The following is a 19,649-nucleotide window of genomic DNA, read 5'->3' on the forward strand; positions in this document are numbered from 1 at the left end:
GAGCCGGAACCTGAACCCGAGCCGGAACCTGAGCCGGAACCTGAACCCGAGCCGGAACCTGAGCCGGAACCTGAACCCGAGCCGGAACCTGAACCCGAGCCGGAACCTGAGCCGGAACCTGAACCCGAGCCGGAACCTGAGCCGGAACCTGAACCCGAGCCGGAACCTGAACCCGAGCCGGAACCTGAGCCGGAACCTGAACCCGAGCCGGAACCTGAGCCGGAACCTGAACCCGAGCCGGAACCTGAGCCTGAGCTTCCAACTCCTTCCATACCCGTCGAACCTCCAACTTCTCCAGATGTTGAGGAAATTGATGATGAGAGGCAAATATCGTTTGATATTGAGCGTTCTACTGTTACCAATACCCCCAGCTTGGAAATTCAGAGCCAAGACACAGTTCCCGGCATTAATACTTTCAGCGCCAATGTTGGGGTTAACATCCCCACTAATCAGGTTGTTTTGCAACAGCAACTAAATGAAAACGTAGAGGAAAGTATTTCTGCACAATTCACTAGTCACCTCAATTTAAATATTGATATTGAATTGGTTAATCCCGTTGATGTTTTGCAGGAATTAAATCTCAACACTGGGGTAAATTCTGCCTTGGTTTATATCTATTTCTATCCTCCAGGAACTGCAGGAGAAAATCTTCCTGAATGGCAACTTTCCTCTGATAGTGAGCCGGCTATTCCCCCTGTGGGCTCCTATGCTAAGGTCAGTCATTGGCAGATGGCATCCACTGAGCAACTGATTATTCCTCCTAATAATGATCCGCGGCCGGACGATCAATTGGTAATTGTGGTAGTTACGGCAGACGGTATTGCTAGTCCCATTCCCCTTAACGTTAGCCGCAGGGAAGTAATCCGCCAGGTGGAAATGTTAAACCGAAATCTAACGGCGGCAAATCGAGGCGATAATTACCAAGGCCAGGCATCCCAGTTATATGACTGGTTTATCAAGCCAATTAAACTGATTTTGGAGAATAAGAAAATTGAGAATATTAGCTTTATTCTCGACCGGGGTTTGCGTTCTCTGCCCATGGCCACCATGTACGATCGCCAGTCTGGGCAATACTTGATTGAGGACTATAGCGTGGGGCTGATGCCCAGTTTGAGTTTGACGAACCGGGATTATGCGCCCCTAACTGGGGCCCAGATATTGGCCATGGGAGCGGAAGAGTTTGCTAACCAAAATCCCTTGCCAGCGGCGGCGGTGGAGGTAGACACCATTACCAATCAACTCTGGCGGGGTAGTGCTTTCCTCAATGACCGGTTCACGGTGGATAACTTTGTCCAGTCCTTGGCAACTAAGGAGTATCGTCTAGTACATTTAGCTACCCATGGTGAATTTTTACCGGGTAATCGCAATAATTCCTTTGTGGTTTTCAGCGATCGCTCTTTGGATTTAGACGAATTTGCTAACGTGGGCTTGGATAAACCCATTGATTTGATGGTGCTGTCGGCCTGTCGCACTGCGGTGGGGGACTTTGACGCTGAATTAGGCTTTGCTGGCCTGGCGGTGAAAACTGGAGTCAAAACGGCGATCGGGAGTTTGTGGTATGTCAGCGATGAAGCTACCTTTGCTCTGATGACTAGTTTTTATGATCGACTTCAGCCAGCACCCATCAAGGCCAAGGCCCTACAGCAGGCCCAACTAAGTCTGCTCAGAGGAGAAATTCGGGTTGTGGACGGTAATCTAGTCCTTGGGGATGGCACAAATATTTCCTTGGCGGATTTACCGGCTGATATTCGACAACGCTTAGCAACCCAAGATTTAAGTCATCCCTATTTTTGGAGTGGCTTCACCCTAGTGGGCAGCCCTTGGTAACGAGAAAGTAATTTAATCAAGCCATTGTGCCAATTCAGTTCACTTGTTGACCATAATGGGGCTTTCTTACTATGGCTAGGGTCACTGGAGGGACCAATCCGTGGTCATAATGGAGGCGAAGTCAAATTACCCAAAAACCATGTCCTTTGCTAATGCCGATACTCCCCCCCAAGTCGTTGTGTTGGGGGCCGGAGCCTGGGGCTCTAGTCTTGCCTACGTGCTGAATAACAATGACATTCCTACCCAAGTTTGGTCTCGCCGATCGCCGCAGAGCCTAGAATCCATGGTGGCTGGAGCGGATGTAATTGTCTCGGCGGTTTCCATTAAGGGGGTACCATCGGTGGCGGCCCGGTTGGAGGCCATGGACCTCCAGCGGCGGACTATTTTGGTGACGGCCACTAAGGGTTTAGATCCAGAAACCATGACTACCCCTTCCCAAATTTGGCAAGCTGCCCTTCCTTCCCAGCCGATCGCCGTTTTGTCGGGGCCGAATTTATCGAAGGAAATTGACCAGGGTTTACCGGCGGCCACGGTGGTGGCCAGTAGCGACCAAGCCGCAGCGGAGGAAATTCAAACCATTTTTGCCGCGGATAACTTCCGGGTTTACACCAACAATGATCCCTTGGGTACGGAATTGGGTGGCACCCTGAAAAACGTCATGGCGATCGCCGTGGGAGTATGCGAAGGGTTGGGGCTAGGCACCAATGCTAAATCAGCGTTAATTACCAGAGCTTTACCAGAAATTACCAGGGTGGGGTTACATTTTGGGGCCCAACCGGATACCTTTTGGGGTTTAGCCGGACTAGGAGATTTATTGGCCACCTGCTCTAGCATGCTCAGCCGCAATTATCGAGTGGGTTATGGTTTATCCAAAGGTCAGTCCTTAGAAGAAATTTTGGCCAACCTGGGGGGCACCGCCGAAGGGGTCAACACCACCGACGTACTAATCAAAATTGCCAATCGAGAAAAAATTGCTGTGCCCATCACCCGGCAGGTTTACCGTTTGCTCCATGGAAAAATTACCCCTCCCCAGGCAGTGGAAGCATTAATGGAAAGGGAATTGAAAGCGGAATTTGAAGATTTTGATCTTTAACTCCTTGTCTATTGGGCCAGAACAGCCATCATTGTGAGGTTGTTAACCGTAATCCTAGAATCAGCAGATCCCGTTCCTGCCCCCCCAACTCCGCCACCTTGGGCAATAGACCCCACTGCTCAAAACCATGGCGTTGAAACAAACGAATACTGGGCTGATTATGGGCAAAAATGTATCCCAGCAAAGTTTTCAGCCCCAACTGGGGGGCTTTGGCGATCGCCGTTTTGAGTAAATACTGCCCCAAACCCCGATGATGCCAGAGGGGATCGAGGTAAATGCTCAACTCCGCAGTGCGGTGGTAAGCCGGGCGACCATAAAACCGCTGAAAACCCAACCAACCAACTATTTGCTTGTGCTCCGTTACCAACACCCAGAGAGGATAGGTATCTGGTCCATGGTCCGCAAACCACTGACGACGGCTTTCCACCGTAATCGCATCGGTATCGCCGGTGGCCACATTTTGGGGAATGTTGGCATTGTAGATAGCAACAATAGAATCTAAATCCGTAATGGTGGCATCCCGTAGGAAAAGGTCAGATGGGATCACAGCAATATTTTAGTACTTGCGGGTTGGGTATGGTCACTGATCTAAATGTTAATGGGATTTGCGATGGTTTCCGTCATTTCTAGGCGATCGCCAGAATGGAGCCGCAAAAAATGGTAGCGAAAAATACATTTTCTAACTACTTGACTCTTTACGATGGATAGTCGACGCAGCGCAAAATCGTAATTTATCTGACTGCACTAAGGAGAAAAAATGGCCAGAACCCCCCAGGAAGTCCTCAAGTGGATCCAAGACGAAAACATTAAGATTATCGACCTCAAATTTATTGACACGCCGGGAATTTGGCAGCACTGCTCCTTCTATTACGACCAACTTGACGAAAACTCCTTCACCGAAGGTATTCCCTTTGATGGCTCCAGTATCCGGGGGTGGAAAGCCATTAACGAATCTGATATGTGCATGGTGCCCGACCCAAACACCGCCACCATCGATCCTTTCTGCAAAGAACCCACCTTGTCCATGATTTGCAGCATCAAGGAGCCCCGCACCGGGGAATGGTATAACCGTGACCCCCGCACCATTGCGGCCAAAGCCGCTGAATATCTCCGCGGCACCGGCATTGCCGACACCGTTTACTTTGGCCCCGAAGCCGAATTTTTCCTCTTCGATGATATTCGCTTTGGCCAAACGGAAAACTCCAGCTACTACTTTGCCGACAGTGTCGAAGGGCGTTGGAACACTGGTCGGGAAGAAGAAGGGGGCAACCTCGGCTACAAACCAGGCTACAAACAGGGTTATTTCCCCGTGGCTCCCACCGACACCGCCCAGGATATCCGCACAGAAATGTTGCTCACCATGGCGGCCTTTGGCGTTCCCATTGAAAAGCATCACCATGAAGTAGCTTCCGGTGGTCAAAACGAATTGGGCATCAAGTTCGATAAGTTGGTCAATTCCGCTGACAACTTGATGATCTATAAGTATGTGATCAAAAACGTGGCCAAAAAGTACGGCAAAACCGTTACCTTTATGCCCAAGCCCATCTTCAACGATAATGGTTCCGGTATGCACGTGCACCAATCCCTCTGGAAAGATGGCCAGCCCCTCTTTGCTGGGGACAAATACGCCGGCTTTAGCCAGATGGGTCTGTGGTATATCGGCGGGATCTTGAAACATGCCCCCGCTTTGTTGGCCTTCACTAACCCCACCACCAACTCCTACAAGCGCCTAGTGCCCGGTTTTGAAGCCCCCGTTAACTTGGCCTATTCCCAAGGTAACCGTTCTGCTTCCGTGCGGATTCCCCTCTCCGGTGGTAACCCCAAGGCCAAACGTCTGGAATTCCGTTGCCCCGACGCCACCTCCAATCCCTATCTGGCCTTTGCCGCCATGCTCTGTGCGGGCATTGACGGGATTAAAAATCAAATCGATCCCGGCGAACCCTTGGATGTGGATATCTACGACCTCAGCCCGGAAGAATTGGCTAAGATTCCTTCCACCCCCGGCTCCCTGGAAGCGGCCTTGGAAGCGTTGGAAAAAGACCATGAATTCCTCACCGGCACTGGTGTATTTTCCCCTGACTTTGTGGAAAGTTGGATTGAGTACAAACTGGACAACGAAGTTAACCCCATGCGTCTGCGCCCCCACCCCTACGAATTCTCCTTGTACTACGACTGCTAAACCAGTCCATCTCACCCAGTTTTAGCTCCGGTGGCCCTGGGAAAAATCTGTTTCAATAACCGGCCTAGTTCACCGATTATGGCCCCGACTAAGTTGGTCTAGAAATAACAAAAAATTAAATTAAACGGCGATCGCCAAACGGATAATTTTTCTGGGGGGCGATTTTTCTTTTGGAAAGATTTGTTGAGTCTAATCAATGGTCTGAATAGGTATTTATCATGGTTATTAGTGCCACTGTGATATCGATGAAATCTCCCCTGCGTCGCCTATTACTTTCCCCCGTACTACCAATTCTCATCGGGGCCGGGCTATCGGTAATGACTGTTCATACTTGGCTTTTTCTCTACAACCAAGTTCAAGAGCGACTGAAGCAGGTTTTGACCAATCGCCTAACTAACATCCACGAACAAATTGAAAACCAGCTCAATATCCATGTCCGTCAATTAGAGCAGATGGCCGGACGTTGGGAACGATCGCCGACGGGAACGGAGCAAACAGATTGGCGGTTAGATGCCAGGGCCCAAGCAGAAGGCTTCGATGGGTATCAGACGATTCAATGGGTAGATCCAAAGTTTGTGGTGCGGTGGGTTGAACCATTGCCCGATGATGAGCACGACATTGACTATGCCAACCAATATCCCCACCAAATCCAGTCCCTAGAGCTAGCGGCCCGGCAAAAAAATACCATCCTCAGCGGAGTGGTGGATTTAGACCAAGGAGAGAAGGGATTTTTGGTCTATGTCCCCCTATTTATTGGCGATAGGTTTGACGGTTTTGTGGTGGGGGTTTTCCAGCTCGATCAGTTCATCGGCTCCGTTCGTCCTCTGTCCGGCAATAAACCAGACCAGGATAGTGGTCTGCGGAGTTTTGGTCTACGTATTTTTGAAGGCAATCAACTCATTTATAACGATGTCCCTGACGATTGGGAGCAGGACATTGTGGTGACCCAGGAATTGGCATGGGCTAACTCATTGCCCCAGGCGGAAGCCATGACCAGCCGTTGGCAACTGCAATTGGTGCCGGGCCCCATTCTGCTAGATCAGTACGGTTCATCGCAATGGATTTTGTTCAGTGGTTTGCTGATGGCTTGGGCCGTGGCGATCGCCGTTTATTATCTGCAAAAAAGTAGTAAACATAGTGAACAACTGAGTGAATCAATCAAACAACAGCAAAAGGTCGAAGAGTTTTTAAAATCCACTCTCCAGGAATTAGCCGTGCAAAAAACCGCCCTGGATGAAGCGGCCATTGTGGCCATTACTGATACCGAGGGCGTTATCACCTACGTCAACGATAAATTTGTCGAGGTGTCTGGTTATAGTCGGGAAGAATTAATTGGCAACACTCATCGCTTGGTCAGTTCTGGCTACCATTCCCCAGAATTCTTTCAACAATTTTGGCAGACCATTAGGGCAGGAAAAGTCTGGCATGGGCAAATTAACAATAGAGCCAAAGCCGGTAATACCTATTGGGTTGACAGCACCGTTGTTCCTTTTTTGGATGACAATGGCAATCCCTATCAATACCTAGCCATCCGCTTTGAAATTACCTCCAGCAAACAGGCGGAAAAAAGTTTGCGCGAAAGTGAAGCCCGGTTTCGCATGATGGCGGACACCTCCCCGATTATGTTGTGGGTGGCGGACCAGGACAAAAAAATGACCTTTGTCAATCAGTCTTGGTTGGAATTCCGGGGGGCTACCCTAGCGGAAGAATCGGGCAATGGTTATCTAGAAGGCATTCACCCCGATGATAAGGGCCATTACTTAGGGGTTTATTCCCAGGCCTTTGGCGATCGCCGACGTTTTGAATTGGAATATCGCTACCGCAGGGTAGACCAGCAATACCGTTGGATTGTCAATGTGGGGGTGCCCCGTTACCTCGAAGACGGGAAATTTATGGGCTACGTGGGGTCTTGTCTGGATATTACTGACCGTAAACAGGCCCAGGACATCCTCCAGAAAAAGCTTAATCAAATCCTGTTAATGCGGAAAATTAGCCAGGAAATCCGCCGGAGCTTACAACCGACCTTAATTTTCCAAACCGCCGCCCGTCAAGTGGGCAATGTCTTTGCGGTGAGCCGTTGCCTGATCCACAACTACTCGGAAGCCACTACCCTACAGGTGCCCGTGGTGGCGGAGTATTTAGGGGGACAATTTACTTCCCTGTTAGCCGGAGAAATTGCCGTGGAACAAGCCTATGACCCCACCATCATTCAAGGCGATCGGGCTATGGCTGTGGTGGACCTAGACCAGGATTTAAACTCCACCCACACCAAAGCATTTTACCAACGGTTTCAGGTCAAATCCTTTTTGGCAGTGCGGACTTCCTATCAAGGTAAAGCCAACGGCATCATCGCCCTGCACCAGTGTGACCGACAACGGGTTTGGACAGCGGACGAAATTGAGTTACTAGAGGCGATCGCCGAACAAATGGGCATAGCCCTGGCCCAAGCCGCCCTACTGGAAAAGGAACGGGAACGCCGTCGGGAATTGGCCCAGAAAAATCTGGAATTAGAAAAAGCTACATGGGCCGCCGAAGCCGCTAACCGTGCCAAAGGTGAATTCCTGGCCATGATGAGCCATGAAATTCGCACTCCCATGAATGGAGTCATTGGCATGACGGAATTGTTGATTATGACCGACTTAAATCTACAGCAACTAGATTACGTCCAAACCATTCGCCAGAGTGGAGAAACCCTGCTGACCATCATCAACGATATCCTCGACTTTTCTAAAATTGAAGCCGATAAACTGGTGTTGGAAACCCAAGCATTTGAACTGAGACCCCTAATTGAAACCGTGCTGGAAATGTTTGGTCCCATTGCCAGGGCTAAACATTTGGAATTGACCTATGGCATCGACCCCCAAACCCCGGCCCGCATTTTGGGAGACCAGGTACGATTGCGGCAAATTCTCTCCAATTTGATCGGCAATGCCCTCAAATTCACCGAAAAGGGGGAAGTAGTGCTGACGGTGAAAGGGGAACCCTTTGATCCCGCTGAGTCTTACCACACTATTTTGAATTTACCCCACCCCAGCCATCGCATCTGTTTTAATCTGCGGGATACGGGCATTGGCATACCGTTGGATCGGCAAGACCGTCTGTTCAAGTCCTTTAGCCAAGTGGATTCTTCCACCACCCGGAAATATGGTGGCACAGGATTGGGTTTAGTCATTAGCCAACGCCTGACCCAGATGATGGGAGGGGTGCTGACGGTGACCAGTGAACCGGGGGTAGGTTCCAATTTTCGTTTCTGCATTCTGACCACAGCCCAGGCCCCCGCCCTAGCGGAAGCTGATTCGGTGCAACAGATGAAGGGTAAACAAGTTTTGATTGTGGATGATAACGAAACTAACCGGCGGATTCTGCAGGATCAATGCCAGGCCTGGGGGTTGGTGTGCCATTGCTTTACCAGTGGGGAATCAGCCCTAGATTGGTTTGCCCGTTGCCCAGACTTGGATGCGGCTATTTTAGATTTACAAATGCCCAATATGGACGGCATTACCCTGGCGCACCATCTACGACAATTTGCTCAGGGCAAGGATCTGCCCATTATTCTGCTTTCCTCTGGGCTAGTGGCGGGAGCGGATGAGTTGTCTGTATTTCAGACGGTGCTCAATAAACCAGTGCGTCAGTCCTTAATATTTGACAGTTTAGTTAACATTTTTCAGGGGTCTATAGGTCTGGCTGATTACGCGCCACAGTTTGATCAGTTAGATTTACCGGAGTTTGTCCCAGACGGGGATGGGCTCCCCACGGAAGATAACGCCACCAGTCTACAACCGGCCCTACAAATTCTCTTGGCAGAGGATAATCTGGTTAATCAAAAGGTAGCCCACCAGATGCTAAATAATTTGGGTTACCCGGTGGCGATCGCCAACAATGGCCAGGAAGTGATCGATGCCTTGGAGAAAAAATTCTATGACTTGGTCTTGATGGATATGCAAATGCCGGTGATGGATGGCATAACCGCCTGCCGCCACATCCGTCAAACCTTGCCGCTGGAACGTCAGCCTCGCATTGTGGCCATGACCGCCAATGCCATGCCGGGCGATCGCCAAGAGTGCTTGGATGCTGGCATGGACGGCTATATTAGTAAGCCTATTTCCATTAACCAACTACGAAAAGTACTACAGGATACTTCAGCCCTAATCACTTCCCCCCAAGCTAGGGAAGATATTGTTACTCTAGGGGACAAAATTACGGTTGTGGAAGAACAAACCATGGTCAAACCCACTGATGTAACCGAGTCTCCCCTTGACCCCACGGCGATCGCCTTTTTACGGGACGACCTCTGTGGCGGCGACCTGACCCTATTCGGGGAAATGGTGGCGTGTTACTGCCAGGAAAGCCAAAAGCTCATAGAAGAATTAGTACAGGGCTTAGAGGTGGACGATTTTGCCGTGATCAGACGCACCGCCCATTCCCTCAAATCCAGCAGTGCTTCCCTGGGAGCCCAACAATTGTCCACTTTTTGTCAACAACTAGAAAAGAACGCTGGATCAGGTAACCTAGGATTAGGGTCTCCCCCTCAGTTGGTTGACCGCTGTCGACAATTACACATCGCCGTGGTGGAAGCCCTTGCGCCCTTCACCATTCCCTCGCCATGAATCTGCCTCAACCAATAGAAACCGCCGCCGCAAAAATTTTGGTGGTGGACGATGACGGTTTTATGAGGATGCAACTGCGGGTTTATTTGCAAAAGGAAGGACACCGGGTAGAACTGGCTACCAATGGGGAAGAAGCCCTAACCAAATTTGCCGAAATTAAACCAGAAGTGGTGCTACTGGATGCCGTGATGCCCGTCATGGATGGCTTTGCCTGTTGTCAGGCCCTGATGAAAATTTATCAAAATCCTTCCCCATTGGTATTAATGATCACAGGGCTAGATGATGAAGCCTCGGTGGATCGGGCCTTTGAAGCAGGGGCGATCGACTATGTGACCAAACCCATTCATTGGGCGGTGCTGCGGCAGAGGGTAAAACGTTTGCTCTATCAAAACCGCCTTCAACACCAATTGGAATCCGTCAACCAAATGTTGGAGCGCTTAGCTAAGGTGGATCAACTTACCCAGTTGGCCAACCGTCGTCAACTGGAGTTATTTCTCGACACGGAATGGTCCGAAGCAATCCGAGAACAGTATCCTTTTTCTATTCTGCTGTGTGACATAGATTATTTCAAAAACTATAACGACCATTATGGTCACCAGGGGGGCGACGACTGCTTACAACAGGTGGCTAAGGCTTTAACCAGGGTGGTGCACCGTCCTAAGGATTTGGCCGCTCGCTACGGTGGGGAAGAATTTTTGATTGTCCTACCCAACACAGACCTCCAAGGGGCCATCCACATCGGTGAAGACATCCAGGCGGAGATTACCCGTCTAGCTATTCCCCACGTCCAATCGGCGATCGCCGACCATGTCACCCTGAGCATTGGTTGTGCCAGCACCATTCCCCGCCTAGGCAGTGATTGGGGAAAGTTGGTGGGGGCAGCGGATCAATATTTGTATGAAGCTAAGGCCCAAGGGCGTAATCGTTTAGTCAGTGGTCGATGAGGGGAAGAACCCATGGGATAATCAGGCCAACACTACTCCGACCTATTTTTTTGATGAAATTTTTTACCGCTATGCGCGACATTCTTATTAGTCTGACCGTTGTTACTTTTTTTAGCTTGGTGTTAATTTCCGTGGCCATTTTTGGTAAATCTTCTCCGTCGGCGATCGCCGCTCCCCAGGAAGTTAAACCAGTCCAAATTGCCCAAGCTTCTGCCCTACAAACCCCGGAACCATCTCCCATGACTGCCGAAAATTCCGCCAATATTGTCACCACCGAGTCTGGATTGCAATACATCGATGAAGTGGTAGGGGAAGGCCCCAGCCCCACTAAAGGCCAAAAAGTAGAAGTACACTACACTGGCCGCCTCACCGACGGCACTAAGTTTGATAGCTCCGTGGACCGCAATAAGCCTTTTACCTTCACCATTGGCGTCGGCCAGGTGATCAAAGGTTGGGACGAAGGGGTGGCCACCATGCAAGTGGGTGGTAAGCGTAAACTGATCATTCCACCGGACTTGGCCTATGGCTCCCGGGGAGCGGGTGGTGTAATTCCCCCCAATGCCACCTTGGAATTTGAAGTGGAATTGCTTGGTATTAAGTAGTTTTTGGCGGATTTTTGTCCTAGAACGGAACTGGATAAGCCCCCTTGCTTCCTAATTTTGGGGAAAATCAAAATCCCCAGTATGGCGGGAGTTTTAGAACTTGTTTGAAAAGCCCCCCTGACCCCCCAAATTTGGGGGGAAAGAGAGGCGAAATCCCCCAGAATTGCAGAGCTGTGAGGAAATTTAGGTAGCAAGATAAGACCTTACAAACCGGCTCTTAGGGGGAAAATGGCGACCTTTCAGCCCTTCTTTCGACGAAAATCCCTCTTAACAACTCTCAATTTGGATAATCTGCTTTTCCGTCACTAGGGTTTGCAGGGGCATATCCCAAGGATCGTGGGGTAATTTTTCCCTCAAACCCGCCTCGAATAATATGCCCACCTTCGGTACTGCTCGCCATAATGGATCGGCAAACAGTCGGTCATAATAGCCGCCGCCATAACCCAAACGATATCCTTGGCGATCGCCTGCTAGGCAAGGCACTAGCAATAAATCCACTGTGTTTGGTGACCAAATTTCAGTCTGATCGGCGGGCACTTTAATGCCATAGGCTCCGGTGGTTAACGGTTGTCCCCATTGCCACGGATGCCAAACCAAACTTTTTTGCACACAGCGGGGCAATACCCAAACTTTTGCTTTCCCTAGGCGATCGAACAAGGGTTGTAAATCCGCTTCCCGTTGGGTACTGCAATAGGCACAAATCCGGCTGGCCTGCTGAAAAACCGACCATTGCTGGAGTTGGGCACATAGTTCCAGGCTTTGCTGTTGCCATTGGGCCTCGGACAATTGCCTTCTTTCTTGTAGTAATTGGGCTCGTAATTGGGCTTTATCCACGGCGACTCAGAAAGGGCAAGATTAGCGGAGTTATCCACTGCTTACAATGATGCCGATTGTGGTGGATAGCCCGCGCTATTAATGGCCATGGTACTGGCATTTTCCGGTTTAATGCTGGCTGTATAACTAAGGCGATCGCCGTTTGTAGGAGTTCATTTGGCTAATATCACCGTTCAAGGCAAAACTTTTACCCAGATCCAAGCCCTAATTTTCGATAAGGACGGCACTCTGGAAAATTCCAAGGTGTATCTGGAAAAACTCACCGTGGCTAGGTTGGCCCTATTGGAACAGGGAATACCAGCCGCAAACTTTGGCGATCGCCTGGCTGGGGCCTTTGGTTTTGACCGGAGCAGTGCTCAGTTAGATCCAGGGGGACTAATGGCGGTGGGCAGTCGTCGGGATAATGTTATTGCCGCCGCTAGCTACATTGCCGAACAGGGCTATGGCTGGTTCCAGAGTTTGGACATTGCTAACCAATGTTTTGACCAGGCCGATCGCCAAATTATTGCCAATGCCCATACCTGTCCCATGTTCCCCGGAGTAGTGGACAGCCTTACATTGTGGCAACAACAGGGGGTAAAAATTGCCATCCTTTCCGCCGCCCGCCAAAGGAGTGTGGAACGGTTCATTGCCGATCACCAATTGCAAAGCCTAGTGGATGTGGCTAAGGGGTCGGACCAAGGACTCAGTAAACCTGATCCAGCTTTATACCTTTTAACCTGCCGGGAGTTGGGCGTGAAACCGGAGCACACCTTGATGATTGGGGATGCCCAGGGGGATATCACCATGGCCAAAGGGGCCCATGCCCAAGGGGCGATCGCCATTCACTGGCCTGGTTATGCCCAGGGAAACCTAGTGGGGACCGACGCCACCATCGCCGATTTACAGCAAATTCACTGCCAGCCCTAAACACCCCCAACGGCCTAGCCCCAGCTTGAGCCGAAACAACAAACGTGGGAAGATAGCCCTTGCCCGTCGTCCTGGTTCTTAGTTTTTTGGTTAGTTCCTATGCAGTGCCGTGTTTGTGATTCTACCCGTCTAGATTTGGCGATCGATTTGGGGGAACAACCCTGGTGTAACCATTTTCTCACCCCGGCGGAAGTGGGCCAGGAACCCTATTATCCCCTGCGGGTTTTATACTGCCAGGACTGCGGCACCGTGCAGTTGGACTACACAGTTAAAAAAGAAATCATGTTTGGGGACCACACCTATTTGTCCGGTGTGACCAAATCCCTCAGTGATCATTTTGCTCGGGTGGCCCAGGAAGTGGACGAACGCTTTTTTGCCAATACTCCCGGAAAATCCGTGCTGGACATTGGCTCCAACGATGGCACCCAACTAAAACATTTCCAAGCCTTGGGTTACGACGTACTGGGGGTGGAATCCTCCAAAACCACTGCCAAAATTGCCAACGATGCGGGGGTGCCCACCCTGAATGATTTTTTCAATTTGGAAGTAGTCGAAAAGTTAGGGCGTAAATTTTCCGCCATTAATGCGGCGGGCGTCTTTTTCCATCTCGAAGAACTCCATTCCGTAACGGAAGGTATTCGGGAAGCGTTGGCAGAAGATGGGGTATTTGTGGTGCAGTTTCTTTACATGAAACGCATTGTGGAAAACCTGGCTTTCGACCAAATTTACCACGAGCATTTACTGTACTATAATCTCCAAACCATCGAAGTGTTGCTCAATCGCCATGGACTGTCCATGTTTGATGCCTACTTAGCTCCTATCCACGGTGGTTCCATTGTCGGTTTTGTCACCCATCAAGGCAAACGGCAACCCACAGAACGGCTCCAGGCCATGCGCCAGTCGGAAATAGATGAAAAAAGTAATGATTACCAAACCTACCTTGATTTTGCCCAACGCATTGAAACGATGAAGGCAGAAAACCTGGCCTATTTAGACGAAGCTAAGCAAGCTGGTAAAACCGTTTGGGGCTTTGGCGCTCCGGTGAAGGGTAATACCTTGCTCAATTACTTTGGCATTGGTACCCAATATTTAGACTATTTGGTGGAAAAAAATGAGCTACGGCGGGGCTTGGTTTCTCCTGGTATGCACATTCCGCTTTTAATTGAAAAAGAGCTAACCACTTTGCCCGATATTTATTACGTTTTAGCGTGGAACTTTAAGCGGGAAATTTTGGCTAATAATCAGCATTTAATTGACCAGGGGGTGGAATTTTTCTTCCCCGTTAATCCCCCCGATGCCTAGGGCCATATCGATCATGAATTCAATACACTTGATTACTCTCTAGGTGTTTTTAGGCTCGTTTTTGATACCTAGTTTTTCCAAATTAATATTTAGGCATTCTGCAATTTGCTCATGACTTAATCCAAAAGTGAGAAGTTTTTCAATAAGTCTCGTCAAAAACTGATCATTTTGGCAACTTTTGTCTGATCTTTTATCTAAACCTACGTAAAAACTAACTTGGTCTATTGAACCAACCGTATTATCGTTTCCAGAAATGCTTACGTTGTTGGCGAATTTGTGACGAAGTAAGCTAGACCTAATATTTGATTTGTTAATCTCTTCTCCAAAAATTTCTGAGAATAATTTCCACAATTCGTAACCAATGTCCTTAATATATCCTTCTGTACAGTTTAAATCTCTCGCTATATCTGCATATTTTTTTCTTTGTAAAACCCCTTCAATGACCCCAAACTCAATATCATCCAGGTGTCTACCTGTTTTTTGAAACACCATATCGTCAGCGAAAAGCAAGCACTCCCCTAAATCCATCATATCCGTTAATTTAAGTTTGGTTTAGGTTGTCGCACAAAATAGTATACGTCTAAATTCGACTTTATTCGACTTTTTCTAAATTTGATGACAATTCAAAATAGTTAAAGTATACAAACTGACTAAATCCGACCTAGTTCGACTTTACGAACAATTTAGATTTGTAGTAAGGTGACAACGTCAGTAAAAAAACTCTATCGGTTTAAATTATGTTAAGCTTAGAAAAAGGTCAGTCTCTTTCCCTTACTAAACCAGATGGGTCTAGTATTCAGAAAGTTCGTGTAGGGCTGTCATGGGATGTCGCTAGCATAGGCTCTAATGTTGACTTAGACCTTTTTGTCGTACATAAAGAATCTAAAAAAGTTGCCTTTTTTAATGACAAAACCGCAATTTCTGGTATCAAGTTAAGTGATGATAATTTGACTGGCGAGGGAGAAGGAGATGATGAGTTTACAGAACTAGATGCAACAAAGACTGATGATGGAGATTATTATATTTGTGTCAATATTTACGACGCAAAATCAAGAAAACAGGCTTTTAACCTTGTAAATAATGCAAAAGCAACAATTTATAATAACGAGACTAACACAGCCCTTGCTAGCTATTCTATTACTGAAGACGGAGGTCAAAACACAGGCATTATTGTCGCCAAATTAAAAGATGTAGGCGGTAGCTATGAATTCACTGCACTCGGGGAGTATATTGTTGGCGACATTAACGAAATTGCCCAGGTAGTTTTTAGAAAATAACCTGATAATCGTAGGAAATTCTCCTTGTAATTGTGTTTAGATTTTTTGTGGAATGGGAAGAAATTTTTCTTCCCATTCATTTTTCAAATATTTAAGGTCTGTTTCATTGTGAATGATTATGATGCCTAATGGCTAAAGTGGGAACCTTCCTGCTTCGGTTTGTGGTCCGGTTGGCTGGCAAAATAGGCGATCGCCCTTTCCATGTCCGCTAACAAAAGGTCCGCCATATCCCGACTAAAACCCTCTTTCACGACAATGCGTTGCACCACCAAATCTTCACGGTTTTTGGGCATGCGATAGGCGGGCACCAACCAGCCCCGTTCCCGCAATTTGTCGGCCATGTCGTACAGGGTATAACAAGTGTTGGCCAATACTTCGTCCTTTAATCTCCAGGCAAAAACCGGGATATCCCCACCGTCGGTGAGCAATTCAAAAGGGCCTAATTGGGCAATTTTGCCAGATAGATACAGAGCCGTATCTCGACAAGTCTGTTGGATTTTGCGGTAACCTTCTTTGCCTAAGCGGAGAAAGTTATAATACTGGGCCACTACCTGATTGCCGGGGCGGGAAAAGTTGAGGGCAAAGTTGGGTAAATCTCCCCCCAAATAGTTGCAATGGAAAATTAATTCTTCCGGTAATTCTTCCTTATCCCGCCAAATGATCCAACCTACCCCCGGATAAACTAAACCGTATTTGTGGCCAGAGGTGTTGATGGATTTCACCCAAGGTAAACGAAAATCCCAACGCAAATCTGGATCTAAAAAGGGAGCAATAAAACCACCGCTGGCGGCATCTATGTGCAGAGGCACCTGCCAACCAGTTCTTTGATTTAAAGTTTCCAGGGCATCGTTCAACGCTTCAATGGGTTCATAACTGCCGTCAAAGGTGCTACCTAAAATACCAATTACACCGATGGTATTTTCGTCAATTAGCTTAACTGCTTCTTCCGGGCTGATGTGGTACCGATCGCCTTCCATGGGGACAAAGCGGGGTTCCACTTCCCAGTAACGACAAAACTTTTCCCAACAAACCTGGACGTTAATGCCCATAACCAAATTCGGGCGATCGCCTGGTTTCCCTGCCGCTTGTCGTCGTTGCCGCCATTTCCACTTCATGGCCATCCCCCCCAACATGGCCGCTTCACTAGAACCAATGGTGGAACAGCCGGTGGCTTCCGCACTGGCCGGAGCATTCCAGAGTCGGGACAAAATATTGACGCAACGCAACTCAATTTCCGCCGTTTGGGGATATTCATCCTTATCGATCATGTTTTTGTCGAAGGTATCCGCCATCAGTTGCCTAGCTTCCGGCTCCATCCAAGTGGTGACAAAGGTGGCCAGGTTTAATCGGGAATTGCCATCTAGCCCCAGTTCATCGTGGATGAGGTTATAGGCGATCGCCGGTAGCATTTCCGTTTCTGGCATTTCATATTTACTGACAGAATTGGCTAGGCCCCGGGCCGCATAGGTGGGGGTCAGTAGGCTTTCCGCTTCACTGAGCTGGTTGAGGTCAATTTTTTTATGCACCATAATGATTATTACAATTTTGCCAATGGAGATTAACTTTCCCTTCAGGGTAACGGCTGACTGACTTTTGATACGGAAATTTTGTTAGGGAGGAGAAAATCAAAAAATGCGATGTAGTATAAAAAAATCTTACTCGTATGAAATGATCTTAGTACACTAAATGAATAGCTTACTGTCTCGCATTACCCAAACCCCCGGTCAGTGTGGTGGTCGTCCTTGTATTCGAGGGATGAGGATTCGAGTGAGCGACATCCTAGAAATGTTAGCTGAGAATGTTAGCACCTCTGAGATTTTAGAGGACTTTCCAGACCTAGAAATGGCCGATATTCAGGCTTGTCTAGTGTTTGCTGCACGGCGGACTGATTTTTCCCGGTTGACGGCATGAATATTTGGGTTGATGCTCAACTACCTCCAACATTGGCAGATTGGCTGTCGAGTAATTTTGATTTAGAGGCGTCAGCTTTGAGGGATCTGGGATTACGGGATGCAAGAGACATTGAAATTTTTGATGCCGCACGAGTTGCCAACTCTGTAATCATGACAAAAGACAGCGACTTCGTTGATCTTGTATGTCGATTAGGAATACCACCTCAAATCATTTGGCTAACTTGCGGTAACGTTACGAATCGAAACTTACGTCGAATTCTCTCAAGTACTTTGCCACAGGCTCTGGAAAAACTGCAAGCAGGCGAAATTATCATAGAAATCAGCAACTCCTGACATCAGGTTAACTCGCTGGCCAAAGACCCATACAGATTTGATTGGCGATCAACTAAGTAATTAGTTTGTTCTGGATGGAGGGAACCATAATCTGCGGAGACACAATCGGCAATGAGCAAAGTTTCTTCATTACGGGGATAGAGCAAAAGATCACCATGGGGCCCGGCAATGGCACTGTTGCCTAAATATTCCCCCACCAATACCGTTTTCCCCTGGGCATTGAGCCTGGTTTCAGCGCCAGCCCGATTGCAGTAGGCAACAAAAATATGATTTTCCAAAGCCCGCACGGGAATAACGTTGTGGGACACATCAGGGTAGGGAATTTTTGTCCTTTCCCCAGTGGATAACAAGGTCCAAATATCCGCCGCCGTGGGAATAACCACTAATTTTGCCCCCCGCAGGGCTAGGATACGGGTCAATTCGGCAAATTCCGCTTCATAACAGTTCAATAAACCGATGGGAAAACCGTTAACTTTATGGACCGTAAAGGCTTTACCTTCTTCCTTATGGCGATGGCCGCGGGAGTAAATTTTGCTTTCGTCGGGGCCCCAAAGATGGGTTTTGCGATAGGTTTTGACCAATTTTCCTTGGTCATCAAACAGATTAATGCTGTCGTAGTAGTGGATTTCCCCGTTAATGGCCGCCTTTTCTGGGTAGGGACAAATGATGGCCATCTGATATTTGTGCGCTAGTTGCCCCACCTGGGTCATCACTTCCCCGTCCCTGGCGATCGCCAATTGATGGACTTCTTGGGGAGAAAGGGCATAACCAGTTAGATAAAGTTCGGCAAAGCTAATTAGCTGGGCTTCAAAACGTTGGGCTCCCTGGAGGGCTTCTTCCATTTTTGCCAAGTAATAGGCGATCGCCTCAGTATTACCAATGGGCCCGCCTTGGTTTTGGTAAATGGCTAATCTTACCCCCGTGCCCGGAGCAGGTGGTTGGGGCTGAAGACGGGTTAGATAAATCATGGGCTAATTACCTGACTAAGTTGCGTAAAAATATCCTTAACTTCTTGGGTGGAGTTTCCCCGGTAGCGGGCAATTAGGCCTTGGGTCGCAGTTAAAGTTAGGCCAAACTGCGGCGATCGCCCTTGGCTGTGAATTATCTCCTGAGCTTGATGGACTAAATCCTGGTCAAAGGAACGACTCAAGTCCACATAGGTGCCCAAACAAGTGAAGCCCGCCAGGGCATTGGGAGATTCGTAAAGTTGTTCCGAACCAATTAGCTGTTGCCTTTCTCCCCAAATTAATTTATCCCCCTGCCAAATTTCCCAACTCGATCGCCAATGGCCTTGGGTAAATTTTTCTCCTCTGGCGGTGCGCCCCAAACGGACAATTTCCCAACCTTTGAAACGGGCCTGCTCCTGGAGCTTAATGCAGAAATTTTGTTGATAGCGGGCCTGGTCAAAAATAATTGTTTCCTGGGGACACCAGAGTACCGAAGCTCCGACTCTCACCTCTAGGTTGACGGTCTGTTCACTCCAGGGCCCCAAACTACGATAAATCTTTCCCGCCGAAGCACTGGTGAAACACACATCACTCTGGGCTTCTAACACAATGTCATAGCCCAGGCGATCGCCCCCCACCATGCCGCCCCCAGTATGGAGCAACATGGTCTGACATTGGCCAGTGTCATCCGGATAAAAAGACCGTTGCACTTTCAAAGGAGCCTGCACCAAGCATTCAACCATGCGGGTACGGTGTCCTGGACGGTCATAACGGAGCCAAAGATTGGCCTGCCAGGGGGCGGAAGGGTTAACAGTGGAAGCGCTTAGCAAAGAATTTGCACTCGGTAAATTGAGCAACGGACAATAACTGTGATCTTGCTCA

The 19,649-nt window shown here is 48.6% G+C and carries 17 protein-coding genes; 11 read left to right on the forward strand and 6 right to left on the reverse strand.

Annotated features, from left to right (window positions below):
• The coding region (locus H6G46_RS05740) for a CHAT domain-containing protein (protein WP_190759833.1) at positions 1-1,827 on the forward strand (1,827 nt) is incomplete at its 5' end.
• Positions 1,828-1,966: 139 nt separating this feature from the next.
• Positions 1,967-2,920 carry an NAD(P)H-dependent glycerol-3-phosphate dehydrogenase gene (locus tag H6G46_RS05745; RefSeq protein WP_014407073.1) on the forward strand — a complete coding sequence of 318 codons (954 nt, stop codon included), beginning with the start codon at positions 1,967-1,969 and terminating at the stop codon, positions 2,918-2,920.
• 28 nt (positions 2,921-2,948) lie between these two features.
• Here the strand turns inward: H6G46_RS05745 and H6G46_RS05750 are convergent, their stop codons facing one another.
• Positions 2,949-3,467 (reverse strand): GNAT family N-acetyltransferase, encoded by a 519-nt coding sequence (locus H6G46_RS05750; RefSeq protein ID WP_010871682.1) that lies wholly within the window; start codon positions 3,465-3,467, stop codon positions 2,949-2,951.
• A 210-nt stretch (positions 3,468-3,677) separates the two neighbouring features.
• On the opposite strand from H6G46_RS05750, the gene glnA reads away from it, so the two are divergent.
• The 4 genes from glnA (at position 3,678) to H6G46_RS05770 (ending at position 11,252) form a co-directional block, all read left to right on the forward strand.
• Positions 3,678-5,099: a type I glutamate--ammonia ligase gene (glnA, locus tag H6G46_RS05755; protein ID WP_010871683.1), complete on the forward strand. Its 1,422-nt coding sequence runs from the start codon at positions 3,678-3,680 to the stop codon at positions 5,097-5,099.
• A gap of 245 nt (positions 5,100-5,344) precedes the next feature.
• Positions 5,345-9,706 carry a high salinity-induced biofilm formation sensor histidine kinase Hik14 gene (hik14, locus tag H6G46_RS05760; RefSeq protein ID WP_223211334.1) on the forward strand — a complete coding sequence of 1,454 codons (4,362 nt, stop codon included), beginning with the start codon at positions 5,345-5,347 and terminating at the stop codon, positions 9,704-9,706.
• Positions 9,703-10,650: a PleD family two-component system response regulator gene (locus H6G46_RS05765; protein ID WP_010871685.1), complete on the forward strand. Its 948-nt coding sequence runs from the start codon at positions 9,703-9,705 to the stop codon at positions 10,648-10,650. The genes hik14 and H6G46_RS05765 overlap by 4 nt, the downstream gene beginning before the upstream one ends.
• Complete coding sequence (locus tag H6G46_RS05770) at positions 10,647-11,252, forward strand: FKBP-type peptidyl-prolyl cis-trans isomerase (RefSeq protein ID WP_010871686.1); 606 nt, start codon at positions 10,647-10,649, stop codon at positions 11,250-11,252. Before H6G46_RS05765 ends, H6G46_RS05770 begins: the two co-directional genes overlap by 4 nt.
• 267 nt (positions 11,253-11,519) lie before the next feature.
• Here H6G46_RS05770 and H6G46_RS05775 read toward each other — a convergent pair whose 3' ends face one another.
• Positions 11,520-12,086, reverse strand: coding sequence for a 5-formyltetrahydrofolate cyclo-ligase (locus H6G46_RS05775; RefSeq protein WP_010871687.1), 567 nt, complete (start codon positions 12,084-12,086; stop codon positions 11,520-11,522).
• Positions 12,087-12,242: 156 nt separating this feature from the next.
• Between H6G46_RS05775 and H6G46_RS05780 the strand changes: the two genes are divergently transcribed.
• Together H6G46_RS05780 and H6G46_RS05785 are read left to right on the forward strand one after the other, a co-directional pair.
• Positions 12,243-12,995 carry an HAD family hydrolase gene (locus H6G46_RS05780; protein WP_020861455.1) on the forward strand — a complete coding sequence of 251 codons (753 nt, stop codon included), beginning with the start codon at positions 12,243-12,245 and terminating at the stop codon, positions 12,993-12,995.
• A 99-nt stretch (positions 12,996-13,094) separates the two neighbouring features.
• Positions 13,095-14,297, forward strand: a complete 1,203-nt coding sequence (locus tag H6G46_RS05785) for a class I SAM-dependent methyltransferase (protein WP_010871689.1) — start codon at positions 13,095-13,097, stop codon at positions 14,295-14,297.
• A gap of 39 nt (positions 14,298-14,336) precedes the next feature.
• Here the strand turns inward: H6G46_RS05785 and H6G46_RS05790 are convergent, their stop codons facing one another.
• Positions 14,337-14,828 (reverse strand): hypothetical protein, encoded by a 492-nt coding sequence (locus H6G46_RS05790; RefSeq protein WP_010871690.1) that lies wholly within the window; start codon positions 14,826-14,828, stop codon positions 14,337-14,339.
• A 206-nt stretch (positions 14,829-15,034) separates the two neighbouring features.
• On the opposite strand from H6G46_RS05790, the gene H6G46_RS05795 reads away from it, so the two are divergent.
• Positions 15,035-15,574 carry a TerD family protein gene (locus tag H6G46_RS05795; protein ID WP_010871691.1) on the forward strand — a complete coding sequence of 180 codons (540 nt, stop codon included), beginning with the start codon at positions 15,035-15,037 and terminating at the stop codon, positions 15,572-15,574.
• A gap of 125 nt (positions 15,575-15,699) precedes the next feature.
• Here H6G46_RS05795 and H6G46_RS05800 read toward each other — a convergent pair whose 3' ends face one another.
• Positions 15,700-17,103 (reverse strand): glutamate decarboxylase, encoded by a 1,404-nt coding sequence (locus H6G46_RS05800; protein ID WP_010871692.1) that lies wholly within the window; start codon positions 17,101-17,103, stop codon positions 15,700-15,702.
• A 157-nt stretch (positions 17,104-17,260) separates the two neighbouring features.
• On the opposite strand from H6G46_RS05800, the gene H6G46_RS05805 reads away from it, so the two are divergent.
• Together H6G46_RS05805 and H6G46_RS05810 are read left to right on the forward strand one after the other, a co-directional pair.
• Entirely contained in the window at positions 17,261-17,485 is a 225-nt protein-coding gene (locus tag H6G46_RS05805; RefSeq protein WP_010871693.1) for a DUF433 domain-containing protein, read from the forward strand.
• On the forward strand, positions 17,482-17,820 hold the full coding sequence (locus H6G46_RS05810) for a DUF5615 family PIN-like protein (protein ID WP_010871694.1): 339 nt from the start codon (positions 17,482-17,484) through the stop codon (positions 17,818-17,820). Before H6G46_RS05805 ends, H6G46_RS05810 begins: the two co-directional genes overlap by 4 nt.
• Before the next feature lie 2 nt (positions 17,821-17,822).
• Here H6G46_RS05810 and H6G46_RS05815 read toward each other — a convergent pair whose 3' ends face one another.
• On the reverse strand, positions 17,823-18,788 hold the full coding sequence (locus H6G46_RS05815; RefSeq protein ID WP_010871695.1) for a carbon-nitrogen hydrolase family protein: 966 nt from the start codon (positions 18,786-18,788) through the stop codon (positions 17,823-17,825).
• The gene (locus H6G46_RS05820; RefSeq protein ID WP_014407074.1) at positions 18,785-19,597 is read right to left on the reverse strand and encodes an urease accessory protein UreD; all 813 of its coding nucleotides are present in this window, start codon (positions 19,595-19,597) and stop codon (positions 18,785-18,787) included. Before H6G46_RS05820 ends, H6G46_RS05815 begins: the two co-directional genes overlap by 4 nt.
• Between the last annotated feature and the right edge of the window lie 52 nt (positions 19,598-19,649).

This window comes from Synechocystis sp. FACHB-908, assembly GCF_014698595.1.
Taxonomy (GTDB): Bacteria; Cyanobacteriota; Cyanobacteriia; order Cyanobacteriales; family Microcystaceae; genus Synechocystis.